At 43.7% G+C, this 476-nt stretch carries 1 protein-coding gene; it reads left to right on the forward strand.

The features are described 5' to 3' along the window. Positions 1-115 precede the first annotated feature (115 nt). Positions 116-476, forward strand: a 361-nt coding sequence (locus tag AB4585_RS24410; protein WP_372171334.1) for a hypothetical protein, incomplete at its 3' end; no start/stop codon positions are given.

Here is a 476-nt window from a genome sequence, read left to right on the forward strand (position 1 = left end):
TCAACCCTAGGTGAGCGTGTAATCCTTCTTGAGAACGCTCAATGTGCATTATCTCAGGAAATCCTACGCTTCCACTTAGATGAAGACGCCACAGCTGAATCTAAGGTCGCATAAGATGGCTAAAGTTCTCTTATCCATCGACCTGAACGCATTTGATGCACCAGAAGCAGCTGCGCTTTCATGGCTAAAAGAGAAGAACCAAAAACTCAATGCTGGCGTAATATCTCAGAAGGAATTTGATAGCAGTATCAAAGATCTCCTAATGACAGGTATGCACATAGGTAAAATCAATAGCAAAGCGATTCCTCGCTTAGCAAACAACCTAGATGCACCGCTAAGCGCTAACAGAGTAGGTGAGTTGCTTGGTGTGAAAGCACCAAACCAACCAATACCAAGACATTCAAGCACAAGCTCAGTAATTATCGGCGGGAATACAAGCCACCAACAAATTACAGAACTAACTGACAGCCCTACTA

Origin of the sequence: Vibrio sp. 10N.222.49.C9 (assembly GCF_041474985.1) — a bacterium.
In the GTDB taxonomy this organism is placed as follows: Bacteria; Pseudomonadota; Gammaproteobacteria; order Enterobacterales; family Vibrionaceae; genus Vibrio; species Vibrio crassostreae_C.